The following is a 20,143-nucleotide window of genomic DNA, read 5'->3' on the forward strand; positions in this document are numbered from 1 at the left end:
GATCGGCGTCTGCCTCGCCAGTGGTGATCCCATCGGTGATCCTGAAGCGTGGCCGCACGCCATCGAAGCGTGGCAGGGGCTCGCGTCGCAGTACGGCTGGGCGACGGCCGTCATGGGCGCCAGCGAAACCGGGGCGACGGCATACAAGAAGGCGGGCCTGAGCGTCCTGCAGCTCGGCGACGAAGCGATCCTGCGCACCCGCGAGTTCAATCTCAACGGACGCGACATGCGCCCGGTGCGCCAGGCGGTCACCCGCGTGAGGCGTCACGGCGTCACCGTGCGGATGCGACGCCATCGCGACATCCCGCCCGAGGACATGGCAGCCGTCATCATCCGCGCCGACGACTGGCGCGACACCGACACCGAGCGCGGCTTCTCCATGGCGCTCGGCCGACTGGGCGATCACCTCGACGGCGATTGCCTCCTCGTCGAAGCCGTCATGGGTGAAGGCACCGAGGACGAAAGCGTCGTCGGCATGCTCTCGCTCGTGCCGTGGGGACCGAACGGTGTTTCGCTCGACCTGATGCGCCGTAAGCCGACGGCGCCCAACGGTGTCGTCGAATTGATGGTCTCGGAGTTGGCCACACGTTCGGACGAGATCGGCGTCGTGCGAGTTTCGCTCAACTTCGCCGTGTTCCGCTCGGTGTTCGAGGAAGGTTCGCGCATCGGCGCGGGCCCGATCCTCCGCATCTGGCGCTCGGTGCTCGTCTTCTTCTCCCGCTGGTGGCAGCTCGAAGCGCTGTACCGCTCGAACGTGAAATACCAGCCGGATTGGGCGCCGCGCTTCCTCTGCTTCGAGGACAACCGCGAACTGCCGCGCGTCGGATTCGCGTCGGCCATCGCCGAAGGCTTTGTGGTTCTGCCCAGTTTCGGGCGCAAGTCCAGCCAGGTCGTCAAGCACACGGGCACGCATGCGGCGGTGCCGGCAGCTCTGGTGACTTCCGAAGGACTGCATGCCGACGGCAGCCCGCCGGACTCGGCGCCGACGTTCACGACCAACGGTCCGCGTCGACCCGAGCAGGTCCGCGTGCGCATGAACAAGCTCGCGCAACTGGCCGACGAAGGGATCGCCGCGTACCCCGTCGCCTATCCGCCGACCCACACGATTGCCGCCGCAGCGAAGTCACCGGAGGGCACCCGCGTGCGAATCGCGGGACGCCTCCTGCGGGTCCGCGACTACGGCGGAGTGGTGTTCACGGACGTGCGCGACTGGTCCGGCGACATCCAGGTTCTGGTCGACCAGGACAACGTCGGCCGCGAGAAGTTGGCGGAGTTCGCTGCCGAGTTCGATCTCGGTGACCTGATCGAAGTCAGCGGAACCATCGGGCGCAGCCGCAAGGGCGAGCTGTCGCTCATCGCCGTCGAGTGGCGCATGAACGGCAAGTGCCTGCACCCGCTGCCGGACAAGTGGAAGGGCCTCTCGGATCCCGAGACCCGCGTCCGCCAGCGGTACCTCGACATCGCCCTCAACCCGAAGGCCCGCGAACTGCTCGAGGCCCGAAGCGCCGTCGTGAAGTCGCTGCGCGATTCACTCGGTGGTCGCGGATACCTCGAAGTCGAGACCCCGATTCTGCAGCAGGTGCACGGCGGCGCGAATGCCGCTCCGTTCCTGACACACATCAACGCGTACAACCTCGACCTCTATCTCCGCATCGCACCCGAGCTGTACCTGAAGCGGTTGTGCGTCGCCGGTATGGAGAAGGTGTTCGAGATCGGCCGCGTGTTCCGCAACGAGGGCGTCGACTTCAAACACAATCCCGAGTTCACGATCCTCGAGGCATACGAAGCCCACAGCGACTACGAGGGCATGATGCAGATGTGCCGCGAGCTGATCCAGGCGGCGGCCGTCGCAGCATTCGGTCGCGAGATCATCATGCGTCCCGGCCCGGACGGCGAACTGGTCGAGGTCGACATCTCCGGTGAGTGGCCGGTGAAGACGATGCACGGCGCCGTCGCCGAAAAACTTGGTGTCGACGTCTCCCCCGAGACAAGTCTCGAAGACCTGCAGAAGTTGTGCGACGCCAACGAGATCCCGTACCAGTCCAGCTGGGATACCGGCGCCATCGCGCAGGAAATGTACGAGCACCTGGTCGAGGACTACACGGAGTTCCCGACGTTCTACACCAACTTCCCCACCTCGATGTCGCCGCTCACCCGGCCGCACCGCAGCATCCCCGGCGTCGCCGAGAAGTGGGACCTGGTGGCGTGGGGCGTCGAACTCGGAACCGCATACAGCGAGCTGACCGACCCTGTGGATCAGCGCAACCGGCTCACCGAGCAGTCGATGCTCGCGGCCGGCGGCGACCCGGAAGCGATGGAATTGGACGAAGACTTCCTCCAAGCCCTCGAACACGCGATGCCGCCGACGGGTGGTCTCGGGATGGGCGTCGACCGAATCGTCATGCTGATCACGGGTGGCAGCATCCGCGAGACGCTGGCCTTCCCCCTCGCGAAACCGCGTCAGTAGTCCGGATTCTCGCGTGCCGGAATTGTTCCACGTGAAACCACCGGGCGAGATCTTGCAGGTCGGCGAGAGCCGACTGCATGTTCTTGCCGAGGGCGACGGCCCCGTCGTCGTCCTGTGCGGTGGGCTGGCGGGCAATTGGTTCGACTGGGATGACTGCGCGCGTCATCTTCAGTCGGACCACACCGTCGTCCGCTTCGATCGCCCGGGCTTCGGGCTCAGCGAGCCTACTTCCGAAGTTCCGACCGTCCGCGGCGAAGCTCAGCGGATCCGCGACGTGCTCGACACTCTGGGACTGAGTGGTCCGGCCGTGGTGGTCGGCCACTCCATCGCCGGCTTCTACGTCGAAAGCTTCGCGCGCCTGTTCCCCGATCGGGCGGCGGGGATGCTCCTCCTCGATTCCAGTGCCGAGAAGGAGCCGAAACGTCTTTTCCCCCGCGACCTGCTGCTGATCGCCTCCCGAGCCGCCGCGGCCTCGTTCAGCACCACCGGCCTGCAACGACTCCTCGGCACCACGACGCGCAAGATCCTCAACCAGTCCGTGCCGCCGAGCGGGTCGTCCGAAGCCACTCTCGAATGGGTCCGGAGAATCTACCGCGAGCCTCATTATCTGGAAGCGGCGATGATCGAATACGTCGCGTACACCGATATGGCGCTGGAGCTCACCGCTTTACGACGCTCGAGCAAGCATCCACTGCCCGACATCGACCTCAGCGTCGTCGCCGCACACACTGGCCACACCACTCCCTGGTCCATCGCCTGGATGGCAAAGCAGCAGAAACTCGCCACCTACCTCGGTGGGAGTTTTCACGTCCTGCGCCCGGCGCATCACCACGCGATGATCGACCAACCCGAGGAGTTGGCGAACTTGATTCGGCGCCTCACGCAGCCGAACCGTCGGGGATGACACTTAAAGTTACAACTCGGACAGTAGCCGGATCATTGCTAGTCTCGGACAGCTTCTGCTTTCTACGACAGGCTGACCATGGACCGTTCGACACGTCGGGTGCGCTCGTGCCTGATTTTCGTGGCGATCCTCGTTGTCGCCCTGGCGGGCATCGCCGCCCGTCCGCCCGGTTTTCTGTCGACCTTCTGGCCCGCCAACGCGATCCTTCTGGGCATTCTCCTCCGTAACCCGCGCTCGTTTGCGCCGATCGGACTCGCTGTCGGCGGCGCAGCGCTGCTGACGGCGGATCTTGCGACCGGAAGCCCCGTGCAGAGGGCCTTCGAACTGAATGCGATCAATCTGGTCGGCGTCACGACAGGATTGATCGCCGCGAACTTGCTCGGCTGCTTTCCACGGCGAATCTCCGAGACGAAGTACACGGCCAGAATCTTCCTCATCTCGGTTCTGGCGTCGTTCACGGCCGGGTCCGCCAGCGCACTACGCACTCAACTCCACGAAGGAAGCGGTGCGGCAACGGAATTGGTGGGGTGGTTCTTCGCCGACCTGTGTACGTATCTGATCGTGCTGCCGATCGTTCTGTCGGCACCGACGCTCGAACACATTCGAAGAACCTGCGGGCCGTCCGTGCGGCAGAGTCTGCGCTTGAGGCGGCTCGCACAGATCCTGGCACCTCTGGCCGCTCTCCTGGCCTGTCTGCCACTCGCCCTGGAGGTCCAGGGAGCCCTTGCGCTGCTGCTGCCGATGCCGGCGCTCCTGTGGTGCGCAATGCGTGTCTCACTGTTCAGCACTTCGCTCCTGGCAGCCGGATGGAGCGCGTGGGCACTGGTCATGGCGGGTAAGGGACGTCTGGCACTGGCAGATCCGGTGCACCTACTCAGTGAGGGGGTGACCACCCGGATCTCCGTCATCTTGATGGCACTCTCCCCCATCGCCGTAGCCGTCGCCACTGGCGCACAGCGGCGCGCTGAGCGAGAACTCCAACGCATCGCCGAATGCGACGCCCTCACTGGAACGCTGAGTCGCCACGCGTTCTGGACCCAATCGCAGGAACTCCTCGACGCCCAGCACGCGGCACAACGACCGATCGCCGTCATGATGCTCGATCTCGACCACTTCAAATCGATCAACGACAACCTCGGTCACCTCACCGGCGATTCGGTCCTCGAACAGTTCGGAAACACCCTCCTCGCCGCTACCGAAGGGCTGGGACTCTCCGGCCGACTGGGTGGTGAGGAATTTGCCGTCGCCGCCGCCGACTGCACCTTCGAGGAAGCCATCCAGCTCGCGGAGCGCATCAGAGAGGCGCAAGAGGCCCACGCGCGATCCATTCGCGGTTTCGCGGGAACGGTCAGTATCGGCGTCGCCTGGGCCGATCGCGCGATGCCGGGCATGGAGACTCTGCTCGATATCGCCGACAACGCGATGTACCAGGCAAAACGCGACGGCCGAAACCTCGTGGTGGCGTTCGATCTCTACATGGCAAGGTGACGTAGGTGCAACTACTCCTGATCCGACACGCGCTCCCCGAACTGGCCGAGGTCACCGAAGGCCGCGCAGATCCCTCGCTGACCGACGAAGGTCGTGCCCAGGCACTACGGCTGCCCGCAGCACTGGCGCCGTACCGGATCACCGGACTCTTCAGCAGCCCGCAAAAGCGCGCACTCGAGACCGCAGCCCCGGTAGCGCGGATATTGGGCCTTCCGGTCACCCAGCGCGAGGGTCTGGCGGAATACGACTACGAGCAGCCGCACTACATCCCGATGCACGAGGTCCTGGAGCGGGCGCCGGAAACCTATGCGCGCATCAAAGCCGGCTGGCTCCCCGAGTCGGTGGACGGCGACGCCTTTCGTGCGCGAGTCCTCGGTGCGATCGACGAGATAGTCGCGGCAACGGACAACGACGCCACCGTGGCGATCTTCTGCCACGGCGGCGTCGTCAACATCGTTCTGCAGGAACTGCTCGGACTGGAGCGCCCGTTGACCTTCCCGATCGAGTACGTGTCCGTCACGCGCATTCTCGTGTCGCGAAACGGAAGCCGCAGGGTCGGGTCGATCAACGAAACCGGTCACGTACGCAACATGCTTCGCGTGTAGTCACACGTGGTGGCACGCCACCTGATGGCCGCCCTCGACGAGACGCAGCTCGGGAACTTCCTCGGCGCAGAGATCAGTAGCCAGCGGGCACCGCGTGCGGAAGCGGCAGCCACTGGGCGGATTGAGCGGCGAGGGCAGTTCGATGACCTTCTGCTCGACGTTCTGCGCCGCGGTGACGGTGGCGTCGGGATCGGGAATCGACGCCAGCAGTAGCTGCGTGTACGGGTGAAGCGCGCGGTTCTGCATGTCTTCTGCGGGAACGATCTCGCAGACGCGGCCCAAGTACATGATCATCACGCGGTCACTGATGTTCTTCACGACGGCCATATTGTGCGCAATGAACAGCAGCGACAGCCCGTGACGCTTCTTCGCGTCCTCGAGCAGGTTCAGAATCTGCGCCTGCACGGAGACGTCGAGACTCGAGACCGGCTCGTCACAGATCAGGACCTTGGGGTCGAGCATCAATGCGCGGGCGATGCACACGCGCTGGCACTGACCACCCGAGAGTTCGCGTGGGGTTCGATCCCACACCATGTCCGGGTCCAGCCCGACCTCGACAAGAACCTCGCGCGCCCGAGCTTCGATGGCGGCCTTGTCTTTTCCGCCCCAGATCGACGGACCCTCGGTGATGAGAGCCTTGACCTTGCGTCGGGGGTTCAGCGAGGAGATCGGGTCCTGGAAGATCATCTGCAGCTGAGTACGGCTGCGACGCAATTCTTCCGCGCCCAGTGCCGTCATTTCCGTCTCTCCGAGGCGGATCGAGCCCGACGTCGGTGAGGGCAACTGCATGATCGCCCGGCCCGCCGTGGACTTGCCACAGCCGGATTCACCGACCACGCCCAAGGTTTCGCCCGGCGCGACGGTGAAACTGATTCCGGACACGGCGTGAACGGTCTGCCCCTTGCCGACGTTGAATTCGACAACCAAGTCCTCGACCGTCAGGGCCGCGTCCACCGTCTCAAGCTTTCTGGTATCCACTGATGCAGTCATCAGACCATCTCCTTCACCGCGAGCGTCAGGCCCGCTGCGGTAGTGCCGGCCTTCTCGTTGGCGACCAATGCCGTTGTGCCTTCAGGGGTGTCGACCGGGTAGTGGCACGCGAACGTGTGGCTTTCGGTTGTGTTGTCCCCCGGTCCGCCGGGAGCCAGGGCCGGGTCGCCGGTCAGGCAGTCGTCCTGGGCGTACCGGCAGCGAGCCGCGAAGCGGCAACCGGTGATCGGCTTCGTCATGTCCGGGAGACCGCCCGGAATTGTCTGCAGCACTGTGTGCGTCGGTGATTCGAGTCGCGGAATCGCGGCCATCAGCGCTTCGGTGTACGGGTGGCGAGGACGAGTGAACAACTCTTCGGTCGCCGACGTTTCCACGACGGAACCGGCGTACATGACCGCAACACGGTCCGATCGACCCGAGACCACACCGAGGTCGTGGCTGATCAGAATGACGGCCATGTTGAGCTTGTCGTTGAGTGAGGCGAGCAGATCGAGAATCTGCTTCTGCACCGTCACGTCGAGAGCGGTGGTCGGCTCGTCGGCGATCAGCAGTTTCGGCTCGCAAGCCAGCGCCATCGCGATGACCACGCGCTGTCGCATACCTCCCGAAAGTTCGTGGGGGTACTGGTCGAGCCGACGCTTGGGCTCGGGGATACCCACCATCGACAGGAGTTCCGCTGCGCGATCGCGGGCCGCGTCCTTCTTCAGACCCAGGTGGAACTTCAAGGATTCGGTGATGTGGGTACCGATGCGCTTGAACGGATTGAGCGAGGTCATCGGATCCTGGAAGACCATGGCGATCTCGGGTCCCCAGAAGTGCTTCATCTCCGACTTCTTCATCGTCGACATGTCGCGGCCGGCAAACGTCACCGTCCCGCTGATGTCGAGAGCCGGGCCCTTCTGGAGCAGTCCCATGATAGTGCGCCCGAGAACCGACTTGCCGGAACCGGATTCACCCACGATGCCGAGAGTTTCGCCGGCGGAGACGTGGATCGAGACACCGTCGACTGCTCGCAACTGGCCACGGGGAGTGGCGAATACGGTTCTGATGTTGTCCGCCTGCAGCAGCGGAACGCCGTTCTGAGCTGAAGTGGTCACAGCTTACTCCGATACTTCTCGCCGATGAGGTTGAAGGAGAACACCGTAAGGAAGAGGAAGACGCCTGGTACCAGGACGATGAACGGATGCTTCTCCACGATCCCGCCCTGACCTTCCGCAATCATGTTGCCCCAGGTCGGATCAGGTTGTGCGATACCGAGTCCGAGGAAGCTCAGTGATGCTTCCGCGACGATCAGGCCGGAAACGGCCACCAGTCCGAGCGCGGCGACGGGAACGAGGACGTTGGGAACCAACTCGCGCCAGATGACGCGCCATTTGGTGGCGCCCATGGCTCTCGCGGCAAGCACGAACTCCCGTTGGGCGACGACGATGGTGTTTGCCCTGGCGATTCGAACCATGCTGGGAATGCAGAGAATCGACAGTGCGAGGGTGATGTTGCGCAGGTTCGACGTGAGCACCGCGGCCAGTGCGATGAGCAGCACCAGAGAAGGAATGGCCAGCAGCGAGTTGGTCAGGATTCCGACCACGGCGTCGACCTTGCCACGGAAATAGCCGGCCATGACGCCGATGGTGCCACCGATGATCATGCCGATCAGCACGGCGCAGATGGCGACAGTCAAGGAGGCGCGAGCACCGAACAGGGCGCGGGCGAGGAGGTCGAGACCGAAGTTGTTGGTACCCAACGGATGATCGGAGAGCAGGCTCGGCGATGCGAAGCCCGGCTCGGCCAAGGTCTTGACCGTGTCCTTGTACTCACCGAGCGGCAGCAGCGGCGCGAAGATCGCGGCCAGGATCAGCGCGACCAGCCAGATGCACGCCAACCAGTACGAGAGATCGAACTGACTGCCCCACTTGGACGTACCGAGTTTGCCGAGCCCCTTGAAGAGGAAAACCAGGGCAACGAGCGCGAGCACGATGCGGACGGTCATCATGATCGCTGAACCGAAGAGTGCGGTGCCGAGCAGCGCAACGCCGACCACTGTGAGAATCGATCCGATCAGGACCAGATTCTTGGGCTGTTCCAGCGTCTCGACGGGACCGGGAGCCAGCAGGACTGTCTGCTGCCGGTATGTCATCACCTCGGACGGGGCCGGCGACGGGGCCGCTCCGTCTGGCGTCACTTCAGACATGGACACGACGACTCCTCGGGTCAAGATAGGTGTACAGAACATCGATCGCACTGTTGACGAGGACGTAGATGACCGCGATCACGACCACCGCGCCCAGCAGCATCGGCGAATCACCCTGCTGCGCTGCGCGGACGATGAGCGTGCCCATTCCGGGCAGTGAGAACAGCGTCTCGACGATCACGGTGCTGCCGATCATGCCGCCGAGAGCCAGACCCATCATCGTGATGAGCGAGAACGACGACGGGCGAAGCGCGTCACTGAAAAGCACTCGCAGCGTGGGCATTCCCTTGGCCTTCGACGCGAGGATGTAATCCTCACGGAGCGTCGTCACCAGGTCGGATCGGAGAACGCGAGTGAACATCGCCATCTCGAGGAGGCTGATGGTGATCGCGGGAAGTATTGCGTGTGAGAGGTTTCCGGACAGGCTGTCGCCGATGCGCACCCACTGTGATCGCGGGAACCAGCCGAGCCAGTTGACGGTGACCATGATCAGCAACAGACCGGCGAGGAAGCTCGGGACGGAAAGAACACCGAACGTCGCGGCGCTGATGACGCGGTCGATGACGCCGCCTTCGTGGTGCGCCGACCAGAGTGCGAGCGGAACTGCGACGACGAGTGCGATGACCAGACCCATCACTGCCAACTGAACGCTGACGGGGAGAGCGGAACTGATCGCGGTGAGTACATCCTGCTGCGGGGGAACGAGCGAGTTGCCGAGGTCGCCCTGGAGCGCGCTGGTCAGCCAGTCCCAATAGCGAACCAGGAGTGGATCGTTGAGTCCGAGCTGTTGCCGAACTTCCTCGTACTCGGCAGGCGTTCGGCCTTCACCGAGAACGGAGACAGCGGGATCACCGGGGATCAGTGATGCCAGCACGAAGGTTCCGAAGCTGACGATCAGGATCACAATGACGAGCTGGCCCAATTTCTTACCTATTGCGCCGATGTTCATCGATTTCGTCTCCTTCGGACAGCGAGCTCGCAATACACAGCAGTTCCTCTGATTTCATTTCTTCGTTCGCAGCCGGCCCCGATCCGCTGCAATACGGGCGCGGGGCCGGCTGTGAACTTCAGGCTCTCTAGGACTTCCAAGCTCCGTCGAAGAGCACGATTCCGTCGAGGCTCTGCTCGAGTCCGTGAACGTTCTGGTTCCACACGTCGAGTGCGGCGACGTTGCCCCACACCTGCCACGGGACGGTCTCGTTGGCGCGTTCCTGGATCTGTGCCAGGACTGCCTTCTTGTCCTCGTCGGTGGTTGCGACGCCCAACTTGTCCAGGAGAGCATCCATTTCGGCGTCGGAGTAGCCGGTCGCGTTGTTACGGCCACCGGACTTGATGCCCGTGTACAGACGCTCGTAGGGATCGGCCTCGGCGAGGCTCAGTGCTGCGGTGCTCATGTCGTAGTCGTGATCGGCGTACATCCGCTTGACCAGATCACCTGCACCGGTGACGTATTCGATCTGAGCGTCGAAGCCGACTGCGTTGAGCATCGCCTGGATGGCCAGAGCCGTTGCCTGTGCGGACGGTTCCTGGATGGAGAGGAAGGTGATCTTTCCGTCGTAGCCGTCGGCCTTGGCCTGATCGAGCAGTTCCTTCGCCTTGGCGGGATCGACGCCGATCGGTGCGACGTCGTTGTGCCAGCGCGAGGTGTCCTGGAAGATCTCCTGGCCGGGCAGTCCCTTGCCGTTGTTGACGCGGGTGTTGAGCGTCTCCGGATCGACGGCCAGCGCCATCGCCTGGCGGACACGGACATCCGAGCCCGGGCGGCCCGGGGCCATGTTCACGTTGGCGATGTAACCGAGCGACGGGATGTCGACGAAGCCGGGGTAACCCGACTCGATCAGATCCAGGATCGGGGTGAGCGTACGCATGTACGCGGCGTCGATGCCGCCCGTCTTGAGTGCTTCGGCGGTGGGCTGAGCGCCGACGATGCTGATCAGCTTGAGCTTGTCGATGTTCGGTGCGCCGTCGTAGTAGTCGGGGCGAGCAGCCAACAGCAGTTCCTCGTTGGGAGCGAACTTCTCGAGGGTGAAGGCGCCGGCGCCGATCGGGGTGAACTGGTCACCCTGCTGGGCGCTCGGGGCGACGATCATGCCGGGTCCGGTGGCGAGCATCGACTGGATGCCTGTCCACGGATCAACGAGGTTGAAGACTACGGTCGTCGCGTCGGGGGTGTCGATCGAGGCAACCTTGGAAGCCCACAGGCTCGACTGAGGTCCCTTGTTGGTGACGTAGCGGTTGATGCTGTCGGCGACGGCCTTCGAGTCGAGAGCTGTGCCATCGCTGAACTTCACACCGTCGCGGAGCTTCAGCGTCCAGGTCTTGCTGTCCGAACTCGCTTCGAGCGACTGAGCGAGCTTGGGCTCGAACTTCTGCCCGATGGGGTCGTAACGCATGAGCACGTCGTAGATGGCGCTGAGCTCGCTGCCACCGGTGGCGCCGGCAACCTGAGCCTTCGCGGGATCGAGAGTCGTGACCGCCGAGTAGCCGCTGAACGTCAGCGTGCCGCCCTTGGTGGGAGTGCCGGGATCGGCCTGCTCGTTGACCATGCCGATCTTCAGTGAGGAACCGGAATCAGCGGATTCGCCGCCGCCATTGCTCGAGCCGTTGTCGGCGCACGACGCCAGGAACATACTTGCGGTGATCGCCAGCGCAGCCGCAGCCAATCTGCGACTTCCGCGGCGGGAACTACGACTCATTCGAATGCCTCCAAGGCGGGGTAAGACCGTGACGTGATGTTGAACACGAAACAGTCTGTGATGGGAGGCACAGAAAATTGGATCGAGTCTCGCTCAGTGGAATCGGTTAAGTTGCAGGCCTCAACAGTCAGGTAAACCGACCCTGGCCAGCGGTTACCTTCGTGGACAGCAGACCAGCCGGTCTAGTCCCGGTCGAGCGTCGCTTCCTCGAGATCGAGCTCGCGAAGTACCTTCCGGAGGACCTCGTCGTCGATCCGGCCGGCATCGCGTTCGGCGATGAAGACGCCTCGCTCGGCATCGATCATCTCGAGGCGCAGCGAGCGGAAGGCGTTCGACGGGCTCTCCCCCAGATCCTCGTCGCTGCGTCCCAGTCGCTCCCACGCCGAGTTCGCGCGGTGGGTGTTCCAGCTTCGCAAGATGTCCGCGGCACGATTGCGGACTTGAGGGACGTCGTCGGCGTCGGCTCCGACCAATTCGTCCAGCCGCGCCGCAGCGGCCCGTGCAGCCTTGTCCTGGGCTGCCGCCTCGGCGCGGGCGTCGGACTGCTCTTCGTCCCCCTGCACGCCGAGGACACGGATCACCCACGGCAACGTCAGGCCGTGCAGCAACAGCGTGCCGACCACGACGACAAACGTCAGGAACAGGATCAGCGACCGCCCCGGGAAGTCCTCCCCACTGTTGACCGTCAGCGGAATGGCGAAGGCAGCTGCCAGCGACACGACCCCTCGCATACCGGCCCACGACACGACGAACACCGCCCGCGCCGAAATCTCCGGCTCCCTCGCTCGAATACGCGGCGACAGCCAGCGCGGTACGTACGTGAACGGGAACACCCAGGCGATTCGGACCACCACGACGGTCACGAGAACGGCAACCGACGCCCAGACGACGATCGAAGTGCTGTACCCCTGCAATCCGTTGACGACACTGGGCAATTGGAGACCGATCAACAGGAAGACGAACGACTCCAGAATCAGGTCGACGGCCCTCCACACTGCCGTGTCCTGCAAACGCGTCGCATAACTCGCACGGGTGGAGCGCTGGCCGAGGAACAATCCGGCTACGACGACCGCGATGACGCCCGACGCGTGGACCTCTTCCGCAGCCAGGTAGGTGAAGAACGGCACCACCAATCCGATTCCGCTCTCCATCACCGGATCCTGGAGCTTGCCGCGAACCTTCGAGATGACGAACCCCACCGCGAGGCCGATCACCGTTCCACCGACCGCCGCGACGAGGAAGGTCTCGAAGCCGCCGATCAGCGTCGCACCCGTACCGACGGCAGCCGCGAGAGCGACCTTGTACGCCGTCAGAGCGGTGGCGTCGTTGAGCAGGCTCTCCCCGCCCAGCAGGGTCATGATCCGGCGCGGCAGGCCGAGCTTGCGTCCGATTGCGCTCGCGGACACCGCGTCCGGCGGCGCCACGATGGCGCCGAGAACCAGAGCAGCCGCTATCGAGAACTCCGGCACGATCAGGTAGGCGACAAAGCCCACCGCAGCCGTCGTCGCCAGGGGAAGCCCCACCGCGAGAAATCCGATCGGACGCAGATTCGAGCGCAAAGCCAGGTATGAACTGTCCAGTGCTGCCGAGTACAGAAGTGGAGGCAACACGACGAACAGGACGAGGTCGGGATCGAGTTCCAATTCCGGAACACCCGGTATCTGACAGGCGATCAAACCGACCAGGACGAGGATCAGCGGCGAAGACAGCCCGAACCTTCGCGCGACCGCCGCCACCAGCAACGCCGCTACTACAACCCCCAGTAATATGCCGTTCACCCTGGCAGCATGCAGTATGGAAGGCGATGAAGAAAATCCTGAAGCGAGCAGCAGCTCGCACACAGCAGCCCGCACCCGCTCCCACCGGTTGCGAGGAACTAACCAATGCGCCCGAAACAGACCCGGCGGCGCTGACGCCCGGCGTCTGCCAGGAGTGCGCCGAGTTGGGCGAGGATAACTGGTCTCACCTGCGCATGTGCCTGTCCTGCGGCCACGTCGGATGCTGCGATTCCAGCCCTCATCAGCACGCCACCAACCACTACCGCGAAACCGGGCACCCGGTCATGCGCTCACACGAGCCCGGCGAATCCTGGCGCTGGTGCTACGTCCACGATCTGATGGATTGATCGCGCACGACTCGCAGTGTGCTGCGCATAGTGCCCACCTGTCACGGCGCACAGCCCTCGGTGTTGCGCACATTGCTCAATCCACTGGGTAGCTATTGCCCAATCTGTATGCCGATGATGGACTTTGACGCAGAATCTGCACAACAGATCGACAGGTGCGGCTGGACTTTGCCGCGCCGAACGGTTCGGCCTCAGGAAGTCCTGCCAAACATCACAACCACATCGTCGGCCCCATGATCTGGGGTACAGGCGGTGCGGTGATCGATGTCAACTATTGAAGGCAGGACCGGCCGTGAACAGCCCCAGCATCAACCAGAACGCTCCCGAGCCACTGGCGGAGATCGAGAAGCGCGTTCTGTGGTTGTCGACCGCGATGATCCATCACGCCAACCGTGTCCGTCCGAATCCCAGTGGGCTCAAGGTCGGCGGCCATCAGGCCTCGTGCGCGTCGATGGTCTCGATCATGACGTCCCTGTGGTTCGGCCAACTTCGTTCCGGCGACCGGGTTTCCGTCAAGCCGCATGCGGCGCCGGTGCTCCACGGCATCAACTATCTCCTCGGTGAACTCGACGAGTCCTACCTGACGACTCTGCGCGAATTCGGGGGCCTGCAGAGCTATCCGAGTCGATCGAAAGATCCTGATCCGGTGGATTATTCGACCGGTTCGGTGGGCATCGGCGCGACGGCTCCCATCTGGGGCGCCATCGCTCGCCGATACGTCGACGCCTCCCTCGGCGGCGCCGGAACCGGGCGTCAGTACTCCCTGGTCGGTGACGCCGAACTCGACGAGGGCGCTGTGTGGGAAGCAGTTCTCGATCATTCGGTTGCCGAACTGGGTGAGATCGTGTGGATAGTCGACCTCAACCGCCAATCACTCGACCGGGTGGTGCCGAACATCGCGGCAACCCGCCTGGAGCGCATGTTCTCGGGTGCCGGCTGGCAGGTCATCACCGTGAAGTTCGGTGCGCTGCTGGAATCACTGTTCACCCGGCCGGGCGGCACCGCGTTGCGCGAACGAATCCTGGACATGCCGAATCCGGAGTACCAGCGCCTGCTGCGATGCACGGCCGACGAGGTACGTCTGAGACTGCCCGGCGACGCGGCGGACGCCGACGCGATCACGGCGCTGATCGACGACCTCGACGACGCCACGGTGCTCGAGGCCATCCGCAATCTCGGTGGCCACGACCTCGACGCTCTGCGAGAGGCGTACGCACAGATCGACGACACCCGTCCCACCGTGATCATCGCGTACACGATCAAGGGTCGGGGTCTGCCGACGCAGGGTCATCCGCAGAACCACTCGTCGCTGCTCACCACCGAGCAGTTCGAGCACCTGGCGGCGGAACTCGGCATGGATCCGTCGAAGCCCTGGGAACGGTTCGAGACCGACAGCCCGTCCGGCCGCATCTGCGCCGAAACCGCTGGGCGCCTGACTCGCCCGAAGGTGGAGCATCTGGTGCCCCCGGCAGTTCCGAAAGACATCGGCCGTACGCCCTCCGGCACGTCCACCACTCAGGCAGCTCTCGGCCGGGTACTACTCGACCTGAGCCGCGAAGCGCCGGACGCCGCGAAACGTGTTGTCACACTGAGCCCGGACGTCAGTTCCACCACCAACCTCGCAGGCTGGCTGAACAAGGTCGGCGTGTGGTCCCCCGACGAGCGGCACAACTGGTTTGCCGACGACGCCGAAACGATCATGCACTGGCGTGAGAAGCCCACCGGTCAGCACATGGAACTCGGTATCGCCGAGACCAACCTGGTCGGACTGATGGGCGAACTCGGTGCAACCTGGAGTCGTTGGGGCCAGCCACTCTTCCCTATCGGCGTGATGTACGACCCCTTCATCGAGCGGGCTCTCGAACCGTGGTCGTACGGCATCTACGCCGGTGGCCAGTCGATCATGGTCGGCACTCCGTCGGGTGTCACCTTGGCCGCCGAAGGTGGTGCACACCAGTCGATCAAGACCCCGTCCATCGGACTGGAACAGCCGGGTTGCGTCAGTTTCGAACCGGCATTCGCCGTCGACGTGGAGTGGACGCTCCTCGACAGCATCGGACGCCTCGGTCGCCCGGACGGCAGCTCGTCGTATCTGCGCCTGTCGACCCGCCCGGTCGATCAGGCCCTGGCCGCGGTACCGACCGATCCGGCTGCGCGAGAACGCCGCCGACGTCAGGTGGTCGCCGGGGCATACACACTGCGACACAATCCTGATCCGGCCGTCACTCTGGTCGGCATGGGTGCCACTGTCACCGAAACACTCGTCGCCGCTGAAAGACTCGGCGAGCAGGGTATTTCCGCCGACGTCGTGTGCGTGACCAGCCCTGGCTTGCTCTTCGAAGCGCTCCAGTCTCGGCGCGGCCTCGCGGACGGTCCGTCGTGGATCCTGGATCAGGTCTTTCCGAGCAGCCGCTCCGCGCCGATGGTGACCGTTCTCGACGGACACCCGCACACCCTCGCGTTCCTGACGGGAATCAACAACGTTCCGGGTGCTGCGCTCGGAGTGAGCCGGTTCGGTCAGGTCGGTTCACTCGAGGACGTCTACCGGTACCACGGCCTCGACTCCGACAGCATCGTCCGCGCTGCCCTCGATCTCACTTCTTGATCGATCACACTCTCTGATGCCGAGAAGCGTCCCCGCAGGGACGCTTCTCGGGTCCAGTCAGTCATTCAGGTGTCTAGTTCTTCCAGGCCTTGTCGAAGAACATGATTCCGTCCAGGCTCTGCTGAATGCCGTGGACGTTCTGTCCCCACACACCGAGCCACGGGGTGTTGCCGTAAACCTGCCACGGCACAACCTCGTTGGCGCGCTCCTGAATCTTGGCGAGCACCTCGATCTTCGCGTCGGTCGACGTCGCGACACCCAACTGGTCGAGAAGCGAATCGATCTCGGGGTCGGAGAAGCTCGTGGCGTTGTTTCGTCCACCCGACTTGAGATTGGAGTACAGACGCTCGAACGGATCGGCTTCCGCGAGGTTGGCGGAACCTGTTGCCATGTCGAAGTCGCGGTCGGCGTACAAACGCTTGACGACGTCGGCAACCGAGTTGACGTACTCGATCTGGAAATCGAATCCGACGGCGTTGGCCATCGACTGCAGTGCCAGAGCCATCGCCTGCGCCGAATTCTCCTGCAGCGTCAGGTATGTGATCTTGCCGTCGTAACCGTCAGCCTTGGCCTCGTCGAGAAGCTGCTTCGCCTTGGCCGTGTCGACGCCGATCGGAGCGACGTCGTTGTGCCAGCGAGAGGTGTCCTGGAAGATGACCTGCCCGGGCAGACCCTTGCCCTCGTTGAGTCGGTTGTCGAGTGCGACGGGATCGGTTGCGAGCGCCAATGCCTGACGGATGCGCACGTCGGCACCGGGACGACCGGGTGCCGTGTTGACCAGCGACAGGTAGGACAGCGAGGGGATGTCGACAAAGCCCGGGTAGCCGGAGTCGATCAGATCCAGCACGTTCGGTAGCGACCGCATGTATGCGACGTCCGTGCCGCCGCTCTTGAGCGATTCGGTGGTGGACTGCGAACCGACGATGCTGATCAACCGCAGCTTGTCCACGTTCGGGGCACCGTCGAAGTAGTCCTCCCGAGCGTCGAGGATCAATTCCTCGTTGGGAGCGAACTTCTCGAGGGTGAAGGCACCCGCGCCGATCGGGGTGAACTGATCACCTTGCTGGGCGCTCGGCGCGACGATCATGCCGGGGCCCGTCGAGAGCAGTGACTCGATACCGGTCCACGGGTCGACAAGATTGAAGACGACCGTCGACGGATCCGGAGTGTCTACCGACGCGACCTTCGACGCGTACAGGCTCGACTGCGGTCCCTTGTTGGTGACGTAGCGATTGAGGCTCGCCGAAACGGCCGCCGAATCCACCGGAGTGCCGTCGCTGAACTTCACGCCGTCGCGCAGTTCGAGGGTCCACGTCTTGAAGTCGGAACTCGGTTCCATCGACTCTGCGAGCTTCGGAACGAACTCCTTGGACGCCGGGTCGTACCGCAGGAGCGTGTCGTAGATCGCGCCCAACTCCGAACCGGCGACCGAACCGGCGATCTGAGTCTTCGCCGGATCGAGATTGGTGACGGCGGAGTACCCGCTGAACGTGAGGGTGCCGCCCTTGACCGGATCGCCCTCGCCGGACTGCTCGTTGACCGGGCCGATGGACAATCCCGAACCGGAGTCCGGTGCGTCGCCGCTCCCACCCCCGTTCCCGCTGTCAGCGCACGACGAGACGAACAGGCCGGCGGAGACTGCCAGCGCGACGGCGGCAACCTTGCGGTGACCGCGCCGAGAACTGCGACTCATTCAAAACCTCCAGGTCAGAAACTGTGATGTGAAGCATTGTCGAGACAGTTTGTGACTTAAGGCACAGGTATTAGTCGCAGGTCCCGCTCAGTGGAATGAAGCGCGACGATTGGTCAGTTTTCGAGCGACATTCGCAGGTCAGACCCTTAGCGAAGGTCAGGAATTCATTCTGATTCAGGCGCCTTTCAACGGATGAATCGCCGGAGCGCCGTCGAGAAGTGGTCCGGCAGCGGCCAGCGCGGCCTGTAGATGCGGGGACTGCATGTGAGCGTCCAACTCCTCCTGCCCGCGCCAAGTTTCGATCGTGACGAACGTGCCGGGCGCAGCCGCTGACTCGAACAACTCGTACGACACACAGCCGTCCTCGGACCGACTCGCCTCCGCGAGAGTTGTCAGAGCCGATCGGACGTCGTCCTCGGAACCGGACTTGGCCGGGATGGTTGCAACTACACGAAGCTCGCTCATCGGATACCTTTCGCAGAGGGGAAGTCAGCTAGAGACACACGCCACAAACGTACACACGAAAAGGGCAACCAATGGGGCTACTGAAGGACGTCACCGGCTGGCGACGCGGAACGAAGTTGCAGCGTCGACTGCGCGATCTCACCGGCACGCTGGTGGTGATCACCGGTGCGGGCAGCGGCATCGGGCGTGAAACGGCCCTCGCCTTCGCCGCCCAGGGAGCTATCGTCGTGGTCTCCGACATCAATCTCGAAAGCGCGCAGGACACTGCGGCACTTGTAAACATCCCTTCGCAAGCCGGCGGCGCCGAAGCGGTGTTCGGTGGCGGTGCCCACGCCTATCAGGTGGACGTGTCCGACGAACAGGCCGTGATTCGGTTCGCGGAGACGGTCGCGGCACATCACGGCGTACCGGACATCGTCGTCAACAACGCCGGAATCGGGTTCTCGGGAACGTTCGCCGACACCGAGCAGCGCCAGTTCGAACGCGTCATGGACATCAACTTCTGGGGAGTTGTCTACGGCTGCCGGGCATTTACCCCGATGATGATCGACCGCGGAACCGGTGGGCACGTCGTCAACCTGTCCTCGGCCGCCGCGTACACACCCCAGAAGGCACTCACCGCGTATTCGACCAGCAAAGCAGCGGTATTCATGCTCTCGGATTGCCTACGGGCAGAGCTGCTTCCACACGGCATCGGCGTCAGCACCATCTGTCCCGGCCTCGTTCACACGAACATCCTCAAGACCACCGAATTCGCCGGGACCACCGCCGAGGAGCAGCTCGAGAACCAGACCAAGGTCGACAACTTCTACCGCAAGCGCAACTTCACTCCTGACCGGGTCGCCAGTGCCATCGTGAAAGCAGTTCGCACGAACAAGGCCGTCGTACCCGTGACCGTCGAAGCCAAGCTCGGACGCACCATCGGCCGGTTGTCTCCCGGGTCGATGCGCGTCGGAGCTCGGTTCGAGATCTAGGTCAGCTTCCGAAACTCAGGCTGCCCGTGAAACCCTGCTGCACATCGGCTTCCGAGCGGGGAAGAACCTCGTAGGTGCTGGCGTACTGGCCACTGAAACCGGTGACGGTGATCGGGCGTCCGACGGCGACGGCATCGACGTCGATTCCCGTCTGTGTGTTGACGAAGATGACGGTGTTTCCCTCGGCGCCCGAGACCAGGATCTTGTGGCCGTACGGCAGATCGTCGACGACGGGTCCGCTCACGATTCCGGACACCCTCACGAGACGACCTTCGCTGCCCTCACCGATTGCATTGAGGGGCAGTCGCGCCGGGCTGATCTGGGTAGTCGTGCCGATTACCTCGACGGCAGTCGGGCGGACGACGAGCAGGCCTTCCTGATCCGCGAGGACTCCGGTGACCTGAACCTGATCGCCGAGAGCAATCCCGGAGTTGTTCGGATCGCTGATGTAGATGCCCGAATTGCCGCTCTGGAGACCAAAGCCCTTGTCGTAGAAGCTGGATTCGAACACTCCCGACGGCGTTGTCGCGGTTCCCACGACGGTGACCGTCGTTCCGATGGCCTGCGCACGGGCTGCCGCAATGGAGTCCGCGGACACCTCACCAACTACTGCCGCCGGCTCCGCCGTTGCTGCAGTACCGACAAACATCGTGGCCGCGGCCGCAACTGCCAGTGCTGTCACACCCCGGCGCAGGACCGGACTCGCAAGAACGCTGTCTCGAAACATGTTTGAGGACTCCCCTGTGATTTCGTGGCCGCGCAGGTCCTCCTGATGGAGTCCGCCTTCGCCCACCCTGAGGCACAGGTTATTACAGGTCGGACGCCGCAGCGGTGGTGACATTCCGTCACCACCGCTGCTTCAAGGCATCCGAGTTTTCAGGAACCGGAGCTTCCGGACGAACCGCTCGAGCCACTGGAACCGCTGGATCCTGTTCCGCCACCG

At 63.8% G+C, this 20,143-nt stretch carries 16 protein-coding genes; 7 read left to right on the forward strand and 9 right to left on the reverse strand.

Translation table 11 applies throughout. The annotated features are described in order from the left end of the window. The 4 genes from lysX to ACYP01_RS28115 all read left to right on the forward strand — a co-directional run. The coding region (lysX, locus tag ACYP01_RS28100; RefSeq protein WP_459683313.1) for a bifunctional lysylphosphatidylglycerol synthetase/lysine--tRNA ligase LysX at window positions 1–2,467 on the forward strand (2,467 nt) is incomplete at its 5' end. 13 nt (window positions 2,468–2,480) lie between these two features. Then, on the forward strand, window positions 2,481–3,371 hold the full coding sequence (locus ACYP01_RS28105; RefSeq protein ID WP_459683315.1) for an alpha/beta fold hydrolase: 891 nt from the start codon (window positions 2,481–2,483) through the stop codon (window positions 3,369–3,371). 78 nt (window positions 3,372–3,449) lie between these two features. Further along, complete coding sequence (locus ACYP01_RS28110; protein WP_003943555.1) at window positions 3,450–4,859, forward strand: GGDEF domain-containing protein; 1,410 nt, start codon at window positions 3,450–3,452, stop codon at window positions 4,857–4,859. 5 nt (window positions 4,860–4,864) lie between these two features. Further along, window positions 4,865–5,464, forward strand: coding sequence for a histidine phosphatase family protein (locus ACYP01_RS28115; protein WP_218680155.1), 600 nt, complete (start codon window positions 4,865–4,867; stop codon window positions 5,462–5,464). Here the strand turns inward: ACYP01_RS28115 and ACYP01_RS28120 are convergent, their stop codons facing one another. From ACYP01_RS28120 to ACYP01_RS28145, 6 genes are all read right to left on the reverse strand, one after another. Next, on the reverse strand, window positions 5,465–6,454 hold the full coding sequence (locus ACYP01_RS28120; protein ID WP_459683318.1) for an ABC transporter ATP-binding protein: 990 nt from the start codon (window positions 6,452–6,454) through the stop codon (window positions 5,465–5,467). Further along, complete coding sequence (locus ACYP01_RS28125) at window positions 6,454–7,551, reverse strand: ABC transporter ATP-binding protein (protein WP_003943600.1); 1,098 nt, start codon at window positions 7,549–7,551, stop codon at window positions 6,454–6,456. The genes ACYP01_RS28120 and ACYP01_RS28125 overlap by 1 nt, the downstream gene beginning before the upstream one ends. Then, window positions 7,548–8,642, reverse strand: a complete 1,095-nt coding sequence (locus ACYP01_RS28130) for an ABC transporter permease (RefSeq protein WP_007735813.1) — start codon at window positions 8,640–8,642, stop codon at window positions 7,548–7,550. Before ACYP01_RS28130 ends, ACYP01_RS28125 begins: the two co-directional genes overlap by 4 nt. After that, window positions 8,635–9,591, reverse strand: a complete 957-nt coding sequence (locus ACYP01_RS28135) for an ABC transporter permease (protein WP_003943571.1) — start codon at window positions 9,589–9,591, stop codon at window positions 8,635–8,637. Before ACYP01_RS28135 ends, ACYP01_RS28130 begins: the two co-directional genes overlap by 8 nt. A 127-nt stretch (window positions 9,592–9,718) precedes the next feature. Then, window positions 9,719–11,338, reverse strand: coding sequence for an ABC transporter substrate-binding protein (locus tag ACYP01_RS28140; protein WP_003943605.1), 1,620 nt, complete (start codon window positions 11,336–11,338; stop codon window positions 9,719–9,721). A gap of 182 nt (window positions 11,339–11,520) precedes the next feature. Next, window positions 11,521–13,116 (reverse strand): Na+/H+ antiporter, encoded by a 1,596-nt coding sequence (locus ACYP01_RS28145; RefSeq protein ID WP_030536674.1) that lies wholly within the window; start codon window positions 13,114–13,116, stop codon window positions 11,521–11,523. A gap of 26 nt (window positions 13,117–13,142) precedes the next feature. On the opposite strand from ACYP01_RS28145, the gene ACYP01_RS28150 reads away from it, so the two are divergent. Further along, on the forward strand, window positions 13,143–13,463 hold the full coding sequence (locus ACYP01_RS28150; RefSeq protein ID WP_003943615.1) for a UBP-type zinc finger domain-containing protein: 321 nt from the start codon (window positions 13,143–13,145) through the stop codon (window positions 13,461–13,463). A 292-nt stretch (window positions 13,464–13,755) separates the two neighbouring features. Continuing rightward, window positions 13,756–16,068 (forward strand): transketolase-like TK C-terminal-containing protein, encoded by a 2,313-nt coding sequence (locus ACYP01_RS28155; protein ID WP_003943566.1) that lies wholly within the window; start codon window positions 13,756–13,758, stop codon window positions 16,066–16,068. Between the two features lie 73 nt (window positions 16,069–16,141). Here the strand turns inward: ACYP01_RS28155 and ACYP01_RS28160 are convergent, their stop codons facing one another. Further along, window positions 16,142–17,761, reverse strand: a complete 1,620-nt coding sequence (locus ACYP01_RS28160; protein ID WP_003943604.1) for an ABC transporter substrate-binding protein — start codon at window positions 17,759–17,761, stop codon at window positions 16,142–16,144. 174 nt (window positions 17,762–17,935) lie between these two features. Further along, window positions 17,936–18,226 (reverse strand): putative quinol monooxygenase, encoded by a 291-nt coding sequence (locus tag ACYP01_RS28165; protein ID WP_003943546.1) that lies wholly within the window; start codon window positions 18,224–18,226, stop codon window positions 17,936–17,938. Between the two features lie 71 nt (window positions 18,227–18,297). Between ACYP01_RS28165 and ACYP01_RS28170 the strand changes: the two genes are divergently transcribed. After that, complete coding sequence (locus ACYP01_RS28170; protein ID WP_373938549.1) at window positions 18,298–19,200, forward strand: SDR family NAD(P)-dependent oxidoreductase; 903 nt, start codon at window positions 18,298–18,300, stop codon at window positions 19,198–19,200. A gap of 1 nt (window position 19,201) precedes the next feature. On the opposite strand, the gene ACYP01_RS28175 is transcribed toward ACYP01_RS28170, so the two are convergent. Next, window positions 19,202–19,927, reverse strand: a complete 726-nt coding sequence (locus ACYP01_RS28175; protein ID WP_373938548.1) for a single stranded DNA-binding domain-containing protein — start codon at window positions 19,925–19,927, stop codon at window positions 19,202–19,204. Window positions 19,928–20,143: the final 216 nt, after the last annotated feature.

This window comes from Rhodococcus sp. no. 34 (genome assembly GCF_054589475.1).